The 6,567-nt window shown below is 67.6% G+C and carries 11 protein-coding genes; 7 read left to right on the forward strand and 4 right to left on the reverse strand.

The genetic code is table 11. The features are described from left to right. Window positions 1-389: TlpA family protein disulfide reductase (locus ASE86_RS00810; protein ID WP_235523946.1), on the forward strand; the 389-nt coding region annotated here is incomplete at its 5' end. 19 nt (window positions 390-408) lie between these two features. Here the strand turns inward: ASE86_RS00810 and ASE86_RS00815 are convergent. Further along, window positions 409-1,014, reverse strand: a complete 606-nt coding sequence (locus tag ASE86_RS00815) for a peptidylprolyl isomerase (RefSeq protein WP_056421639.1) — start codon at window positions 1,012-1,014, stop codon at window positions 409-411. A gap of 182 nt (window positions 1,015-1,196) precedes the next feature. On the opposite strand from ASE86_RS00815, the gene ASE86_RS00820 reads away from it, so the two are divergent. Further along, the gene (locus ASE86_RS00820; protein WP_056421640.1) at window positions 1,197-2,096 is read left to right on the forward strand and encodes an alpha/beta hydrolase family esterase; all 900 of its coding nucleotides are present in this window, start codon (window positions 1,197-1,199) and stop codon (window positions 2,094-2,096) included. Window positions 2,097-2,228: 132 nt separating this feature from the next. On the opposite strand, the gene ASE86_RS00825 is transcribed toward ASE86_RS00820, so the two are convergent. Then, window positions 2,229-3,161 carry an ABC transporter ATP-binding protein gene (locus ASE86_RS00825; protein ID WP_056421641.1) on the reverse strand — a complete coding sequence of 311 codons (933 nt, stop codon included), beginning with the start codon at window positions 3,159-3,161 and terminating at the stop codon, window positions 2,229-2,231. 66 nt (window positions 3,162-3,227) lie between these two features. On the opposite strand from ASE86_RS00825, the gene ASE86_RS00830 reads away from it, so the two are divergent. Both ASE86_RS00830 and tldD read left to right on the forward strand, forming a co-directional pair. Continuing rightward, a complete protein-coding gene (locus ASE86_RS00830; protein ID WP_056421642.1) occupies window positions 3,228-3,458 on the forward strand; it encodes a zinc-finger domain-containing protein in 231 nt (76 codons plus the stop codon). Window positions 3,459-3,559: 101 nt separating this feature from the next. Next, window positions 3,560-4,984, forward strand: coding sequence for a metalloprotease TldD (tldD, locus tag ASE86_RS00835; RefSeq protein WP_056421643.1), 1,425 nt, complete (start codon window positions 3,560-3,562; stop codon window positions 4,982-4,984). Between the two features lie 7 nt (window positions 4,985-4,991). On the opposite strand, the gene ASE86_RS00840 is transcribed toward tldD, so the two are convergent. Together ASE86_RS00840 and ASE86_RS00845 are read right to left on the reverse strand one after the other, a co-directional pair. Then, window positions 4,992-5,288, reverse strand: coding sequence for a CcdB family protein (locus ASE86_RS00840; RefSeq protein WP_056421644.1), 297 nt, complete (start codon window positions 5,286-5,288; stop codon window positions 4,992-4,994). Next, entirely contained in the window at window positions 5,288-5,533 is a 246-nt protein-coding gene (locus tag ASE86_RS00845) for a type II toxin-antitoxin system CcdA family antitoxin (RefSeq protein WP_056421645.1), read from the reverse strand. Before ASE86_RS00845 ends, ASE86_RS00840 begins: the two co-directional genes overlap by 1 nt. Before the next feature lie 34 nt (window positions 5,534-5,567). Here ASE86_RS00845 and ASE86_RS00850 point away from each other — a divergent pair, with 34 nt between their 5' ends. The 3 genes from ASE86_RS00850 to ASE86_RS16360 all read left to right on the forward strand — a co-directional run. Further along, window positions 5,568-6,125: a pyridoxamine 5'-phosphate oxidase family protein gene (locus ASE86_RS00850; protein ID WP_056421646.1), complete on the forward strand. Its 558-nt coding sequence runs from the start codon at window positions 5,568-5,570 to the stop codon at window positions 6,123-6,125. Further along, window positions 6,125-6,325: a DUF2007 domain-containing protein gene (locus ASE86_RS00855; protein ID WP_056421647.1), complete on the forward strand. Its 201-nt coding sequence runs from the start codon at window positions 6,125-6,127 to the stop codon at window positions 6,323-6,325. Before ASE86_RS00850 ends, ASE86_RS00855 begins: the two co-directional genes overlap by 1 nt. Window positions 6,326-6,470: 145 nt before the next feature. Then, window positions 6,471-6,567 (forward strand): P-II family nitrogen regulator (locus ASE86_RS16360; RefSeq protein WP_321162990.1); only part of this gene is annotated, 97 nt, incomplete at its 3' end.

Consider the following 6,567-nt stretch of genomic DNA (forward strand, 5'->3'; position numbering starts at 1 on the left):
CTTTCACAGGGATGGACGGCAAGACCGCGACGATGGCGGTATTCAAGGGCAAGCCGGTGCTGCTGAACCTGTGGGCGACGTGGTGCGCGCCCTGCGTCAAGGAACTGCCGACGCTGGATGCGCTGGCGAAGCGCGAAGCGGGCAAGCTGGCCGTCGTCGCGCTCAGCCAGGACATGGACGCCGCCAAGGTCGCACCGTTCGTGCGCGGCAAAGGGCTCACCGCGCTCGACGTTCGGACGGATGCCGGGATGGCGTGGATTCCGAAGGTCACGCCGACGCTGCCGACGACGATCCTCTATGGATCGGACGGGCGCGAGATCTGGCGGATGGTCGGCGATTACGACTGGACGGGTGCGGACGCGGCGAAACTGCTGGCGGAGGCGAAGTAACCTCGCGCTTCCGTGAGGGTCAGGACACCCGCCGCACGGTCAGCACCTTGACCGGCGGTTCGAGCATCTCGCCCTTCATCACGCCTTCGCCTCTGGTCGGCGAGCGCGGGGAATTCCAGATCGTCTTGACGACATCCATCCCCTCGACGACGCGGCCGAATACCGCGAAGCCGGGATCCTGGGGCTTGGCGTCGAGCCCGGTCATGTCGCCGACGACGATCGAGAAGTCCGCGGTCGCCGTCCCCGGCGCCAGCCGCGCCATCGAGATCGCGCCGTCAGTGTGCGTCAGCCCGGTCTGCGACGTCGGCTCATGCGCGATCGGCTTGAACAGCTTCACCGGGTCCCGCTGCCCGGCCTGGATCAGTCCCGCATTCCACGGCAGCTTCATCGACCGATAGAAGGTGATGCCGTCGAACCGCCTGGCATCGACATAGCGCAGGAAGTTCGCGGTCGTGACCGGCGCGCGGTCCTTTTCCAGCGCCAGGGTGATCGGGCCGGCGGTGGTGGTCATGACGACCCGTACGGTGGCGGGTGCAGGCGCCGGCGGCGAAGGAGCAGTCGGCGGCGCGTCCTGTGCAGTCGCGGCGGTGGCGAACAGGGCGATGGCAGCAAATCTGGCGAACATGGGGACACTCCGTCGTCGGCTTTGCGCCGTTCTAGCCGATCGTAGATGAACCGACGACTCGTTCCGCCCCGCCCCGGCGCAGCTTGCGATTCCGCGGGCGTCGCCCGGCGTGTCGAAACATGGTTCTCGCGACCCGGCGTTTTGCCTAGCATCCACCGTCTTGTTTTTGGAAGTTTTGCCCCATGCGTCGCCTGCTGTTCCTCGCGTTGCCCCTGGCCTGCCTGGCCGTTCCCGCCCACGCCGCGACGACCTGCGCGATCGGACGGCCCGGAACGACCGAGCGGGCTGCGATCGGCGACACCGGGCGGGCAATGACCATTCACCTGCCGGCAGGCCATGATCCCGCCACCCCCGCCCCGCTCGTCCTGCTGCTCCATGGCAGCGGCTCGACCGGCGCGGCGATGCTGCGCGAGTCAAAGCTGGCGGAGGCCGCCGACCGGCACGGATTCATCATCGCCGCGCCCGACGCGGGCATCCCGCACGACACGGGTTTCGTCTGGAACATCCCCGGCGTGCCTACCGTCGCCGGGCGCATCCCGGGTCCGGCAGATGCCGACGATGTCGCCTATCTCGGTCGCGCGATCGACTGGTTCGTGCGCCGGGGCTGTGCCGACGCAAGACGGGTCTATGCCACCGGGCTGTCGGGCGGCGGGCGGATGACATCGTGGCTTGGCTGCGTCGCTGCCCCGCGCTTCGCCGCGATCGCCCCCGTGGTCGGCCTGCGCGCGGGAAACCCTCGCCGGGATGATCCGACCCGGCCGGACCCGAAAACCTGCCGACCGGCAAAGCCGATGCCGATCATCGCGTTCGCCGGGGACGCTGACCGGACCAACCCGATCCAGGGCGGCGGGGCAGGCTATTGGCAGTACACGATGCACGCCGCGGAGACGCGCTGGGCGGCGCTAAACGGCTGTACCGCAGCGCCGACGACGCGGTGGGTCGAGGCGGGCGTATACGAGGAGCGCTATACCGGATGCCGCAACGGGGCCGATGTCGCCGGCCGGATCACCGTCGGCGGCGGGCATAGCTGGGTCGTGGACAACGACGCGATGTGGGCGTTCTTCACCCGGCATCGGCGGTAAGAGCCACCCCATCCCGAACCTCCGTTCGTGCTGAGCCTGTCGACGCACTGCCTTTCTTCTCCGCCGTCGTGCTTGGGACACAAAGGAAGGGCAGCCCTTCGACAAGCTCAGGGCGAACGGGTGGAGTGCGCGTCAGCCAACCGAGCGCGTCAGGCTAAGGAAAACATCTTCCAGGTCCGGCTCCTTCGTCGACACATCGACGATGCCGTAGCCGTCCGCCTGCACCGCCGCGAGCACTTCGCCCGCGTTCGCCACATCCTTGCGGTAGGTGATCGTCAGCAGCCGCCCCGCCGTCTCGACCTTTTCGAAACACCCCGCCGTCGGCACCGCGGCGATGTCGCGGTCGACGGTCACTTCGACCACCTTCTCCTGCGCACGCCCGACCAGATCACGGGTCGGTTCGTTGGCGACCAGGCGACCATGGTTGATGATCGCGATGCGGTCGCACAGCTGCTCGGCCTCCTCCAGATAGTGCGTCGTCAGCACGACCGTCGTGCCGGCATCGTTAAGCTCGCGGACGTAGGCCCAGAGCTGCTGGCGCAGTTCGATGTCGACGCCCGCGGTCGGTTCGTCGAGCACCAGCACCGGCGGATTGTGGACCAGTGCCTTGGCGACCATCAGCCGCCGCTTCATCCCGCCCGACAGCGTGCGCGCGTACGCCTTCGCCTTGTCCTCCAGCCGCACCGCACGCAGCAGGTCCATCGACCGGCGCTTGGCCTTGGGCACGCCGTAGAGACCGGCCTGGATTTCCAGCGTCTCGACCGGCGTGAAGAACGGATCGAACAGGATTTCCTGGTTGACGATGCCGATCGACGCCTTGGCATTGCGCGGGTGCGCATCGATGTCGAAGCCCCAGATGTTCGCCGTTCCGCTGGTCTTGTTGACCAGTCCCGCCAGGATGTTGATGAGCGTGGACTTGCCCGCCCCGTTTGGCCCCAGCAGCCCGAAGATCTGCCCGCGCGGCACGTCGAACGACACCCCGTTGAGCGCCCGCTTCGGCGCCGCGGCCCCGGCGGCGGCGTAGGTCTTGCACAGGTCGCGGATCGAGATGGCAGCGTCGGTCATGTCCGCCCCTTACCCCCTTCACATGCCCGATTGAAGGGCGCCCGCGCGATTGCTATCGGATGCGCCATGATCGCTCCGCCCGAAGTCACCCGCGTCACCACCGCCCGCGTCGCCTGCGACGGCGCGCACGACGGCCTGCCCGCCGCGCTTGGCCATCCGCGGGTGTGGTTGCAGATCGACGAGCATGGCTATGTCGACTGCGGTTATTGCGACCGGCGCTTCGTGCTGATCGGCGGCCCGGCCGACGGTGTCGACCAGGCGACGCTGCCCGACATCTCCGAGGGCGGAAGCAACTAGGACCGTGGTCGGGTGACCGGGCCGTCGATCGGCCGGCGGCGCGGCCGCGCCGTACGACGACCTGGCTTTGCCATGGCGCGATCCGTCCCTATCTAGGCGAGATGACCGCGCCAACCGATCCCCGCCAGTTCCTCTACCGCTCGGGCCTCGATCCCGATGCCGCGCAGGCGCTGACCGCGGACGTGCTCGCCCGCGCCGACGACGGCGAGCTGTATCTCCAGTATCGCAAGGCCGAAGCGTTCGGCTTCGATGACGGGCGGCTGAAGACCGCGAGCTACGACACCCACGCGGGCTTCGGCCTGCGCGCGGTATCGGGCGAGACGACCGCCTTCGCCCACGCCAACGAACTGTCGGAAGCCGCGATCCGGCGCGCGGGCGAGACAATGGCGCTGATCGACCCCGCCACCGGTCCGCGCCCCGCCCCGCCGGCCAGGACCAACCGCCACCTCTACACCGACGCCGATCCGCTCGACCTGGTGCCGTTCGCCGACAAGGTGAACCTGTGCCAGACGATCGACGCCGCGGCGCGGGCGCGCGATGCGCGGGTGGCGCAGGTGTCGGTGTCGCTGCTGGGCAGCTGGAGCGTGGTCGAGATCGTCCGCGCGGATGGCTTCGTCGCGACCGACGTGCGCCCGCTCGTGCGGCTAAACGTGACGATCGTGGTCGAGGCGAACGGACGGCGCGAGACGGGCAGTTTCGGGACCGGTGGGCGCACGACCTATGACCGGCTGCTCGAACCCGCGACGTGGAACCGAGCGATCGACGAGGCGCTGGCACAGGCACTGGTCAATCTGGACGCGGTGGCCGCGCCTGCGGGTGAGTTCACCGTGCTGCTCGGCCCCGGCTGGCCCGGCGTGCTGCTGCACGAGGCGATCGGGCATGGGCTGGAAGGCGACTTCAACCGCAAGGGATCATCGGCCTTTTCCGGACGCATCGGCGAGCGGGTAGCAGCGCCTGGCGTGACGGTGGTCGACGACGGGTCGATCCACGACCGTCGCGGATCGCTCAGCATCGATGACGAAGGCACGCCGACGCAGGAGAATATCCTGATCGAGGACGGGATCCTGAAGGGCTATATCCAGGACCGCCTGAACGCCCGGCTGATGGGCGTCGCCCCGACCGGCAACGGGCGGCGCGAGAGCTTTGCCCATGCGCCGATGCCGCGGATGACCAATACCTTCATGCGCGGCGGCCAAGACGACCCGGCCGAACTGCTGTCCCGCGTCAAGACCGGCATCTTCGCCAAGTCGTTCGGCGGCGGTCAGGTCGATATCGTGTCGGGCAAATTCGTGTTCAGCTGTACCGAGGCGTACCGAATCGAGAACGGACGCCTGGGCGCCCCGATCAAGGGCGCGACGCTGATCGGCGACGGCCCGTCGGTCCTGACCCGCGTGCGCGGGATCGGCAACGACATGGCGCTGGACGAAGGCATCGGCATGTGCGGCAAGGGCGGGCAGAGCGTGCCGGCCGGTGTCGGCCAACCGACGCTGCTGGTGGACGGGCTGACGGTCGGCGGGACGGGGTGAGTGCGGGTCAGGCGGTGCCGATGAGGACGTCGACCGCGCCGGTCACACGCAGATGATCCCGATCGAGTGATCCCACGCGCCGCTTCAACTCACCCGTGCGGATCGCCGCCGCGAGTTGCGTGGTAAGCACCACCCTTTCCCCGGCAATCTCGAATTCAGGGTTTATGCGGGCGTTGGGTGGCGGTCCCTCGCCGCGCGGAGTCAGGGGAATGCAAAACCGCGTGCCGATATCGTCGAGAAAATCCGCCTGGCAATCGACGACCATCGCGCCATCGGCCAGTTCATAGACGTCGAACCGCGCCATCAGAACAGCCGATACTTCTCAAGAGGGAGAGCATTGGCATCGACCCAGTTCCGGTGAGCGTCGATCCAGTCGCGATTCTCTTCCTTCCAGCGCGCGTCCTGCGCCTCCCGCGCCGCGATCGCCAGAGCCCCTTCGCTGATCTTGGACAGATTGACGCCGGCTTCCTTCGCGGCGGCGACGATGCCCGAATCTATCGACAGATTGACGGACAGTCGCTTGCCCGACCGGATGCTTTCATGCTTCATGCGCACAACCTATGCGCAAGGAAAGGCGCGAGCAATGGCCGAGTTCTTCCCCGCCCTGACGCCGCCCCATGTCGATTTCATCGCCCGCCAGCCGGTATTCTTCGTCGCGACCGCGGCGGAGGGAACGCGGGTTAATCTCAGTCCCAAGGGGTATGACGCGTTCCGGGTGATCGATGCGGGCACCGTCGCCTATCTCGACCTCGGCGGATCGGGGAACGAGACGCAGGCGCATCTGATCGCCGACGGACGCATCACGATCATGTTCTGCGCGTTCGACAACCCGGCGCTGATCCTGCGCATCTACGGGCGCGGCGTCGCCGTCTTGCCGCAGGACGAGGGGTTCGCCGAACTGGCCGCACGCTTCCCGAAGCTTGCTGGCATCCGCCAGGTGTTCGTCGTTCGCGTCGAAAGCGTGCAGACAAGCTGCGGCTGGGGCGTGCCGACAATGACGCTGGAAGCCGAGCGCCAGACCCTGGTCAAGTTCCACGCGCAACAGAACCCGGTCGAGCGACTGAAACGGATACGCACCCGCGACCGCAGCATCGACGGGCTGCCGGTGCGCGTCCAGGCCTTCATCCCGGCCGCGGGCTGATGGCGCTCGTCGAACTCGCCCGCGTCGACCGCAACCTGGCGAACATCATCGTCGGGCGGCTGGAAAGCGAAGGCATCCCCGCGCTCGCCTTCGACGCTGGCGCGAGCATCGCCGACGGCAGCTGGCTGCTGATCCCGGTGCGGGTGATGGTCGATGAGGACGATCTGGAGATCGCGCGCGGCTTTCTCGATCCTGCCTGATTTTTGTGCAGCGCCCTTCGCGACTGCACAAAAACTGACAGCGCGTTACGATACGTGCGTCACGTCACCGCGTTGATTTCGCGACATAAATGACTTTGGCACGGCGCTTGCGGTGCTGCTCTTCGGAACTGCGAAGGGGGCGCGCATGAAGCTGATCATCGCCATCATCAAACCGTTCAAGCTCGACGAGGTGCGCGAGGCGCTGACCGAAATCGGCGTGGCGGGGATGACCGTGACCGAGG

Source organism: Sphingomonas sp. Leaf33, from assembly GCF_001421785.1.
Classification (GTDB): Bacteria; Pseudomonadota; Alphaproteobacteria; order Sphingomonadales; family Sphingomonadaceae; genus Sphingomonas.

Excerpts from the sequence above, each read along its gene's own strand:
- ASE86_RS00840 (WP_056421644.1), bottom strand. The coding sequence starts at position 5,288 with ATGGCGCGGTTCGACGTCTATGAACTGGCCGATGGCGCGATGGTCGTC.
- tldD (WP_056421643.1), top strand. The coding sequence starts at position 3,560 with ATGACCGCGCCAACCGATCCCCGCCAGTTCCTCTACCGCTCGGGCCTC.
- ASE86_RS00825 (WP_056421641.1), bottom strand. The coding sequence starts at position 3,161 with ATGACCGACGCTGCCATCTCGATCCGCGACCTGTGCAAGACCTACGCC.
- ASE86_RS00830 (WP_056421642.1), top strand. The coding sequence starts at position 3,228 with ATGATCGCTCCGCCCGAAGTCACCCGCGTCACCACCGCCCGCGTCGCC.
- ASE86_RS00850 (WP_056421646.1), top strand. The coding sequence starts at position 5,568 with ATGGCCGAGTTCTTCCCCGCCCTGACGCCGCCCCATGTCGATTTCATC.
- ASE86_RS00855 (WP_056421647.1), top strand. The coding sequence starts at position 6,125 with ATGGCGCTCGTCGAACTCGCCCGCGTCGACCGCAACCTGGCGAACATC.
- ASE86_RS00815 (WP_056421639.1), bottom strand. The coding sequence starts at position 1,014 with ATGTTCGCCAGATTTGCTGCCATCGCCCTGTTCGCCACCGCCGCGACT.
- ASE86_RS00820 (WP_056421640.1), top strand. The coding sequence starts at position 1,197 with ATGCGTCGCCTGCTGTTCCTCGCGTTGCCCCTGGCCTGCCTGGCCGTT.
- ASE86_RS00845 (WP_056421645.1), bottom strand. The coding sequence starts at position 5,533 with ATGAAGCATGAAAGCATCCGGTCGGGCAAGCGACTGTCCGTCAATCTG.